This window comes from Streptomyces sp. NRRL F-5630, from assembly GCF_000719475.1.
GTDB lineage: Bacteria > Actinomycetota > Actinomycetes > Streptomycetales > Streptomycetaceae > Streptomyces.
The window spans coordinates 1-217 of record NZ_JOGO01000226.1 but is presented as its reverse complement, the minus strand read 5'-3'; the positions used below and the strand labels follow the sequence as shown (position 1 = coordinate 217).

The following is a 217-nucleotide window of genomic DNA, read 5'->3' as shown; positions in this document are numbered from 1 at the left end:
ATAGGCCGAGGGCTTGTCCTCAGTTGCTCGCGTCCACTGTGTTGGTTCTGAAACCACGAACAATCACATGCTGCCCCCACGTTTTGTGGTGTGGCGGGGGGGTTGCTGGTTTTACAGTGTTTCGGTGGTCATAGCGTGAGGGAAACGCCCGGTCCCATTCCGAACCCGGAAGCTAAGCCTCAAAGCGCCGATGGTACTGCAAGGGGGACCTTGTGGG

1 rRNA gene is annotated in these 217 nt (G+C 58.1%); it reads left to right on the top strand.

Features of this window, described 5'->3' with window-relative positions:
• Positions 1-120: 120 nt before the first annotated feature.
• A 5S ribosomal RNA gene (gene rrf / locus IF99_RS31800) occupies positions 121-217 on the top strand; the annotation flags it as partial.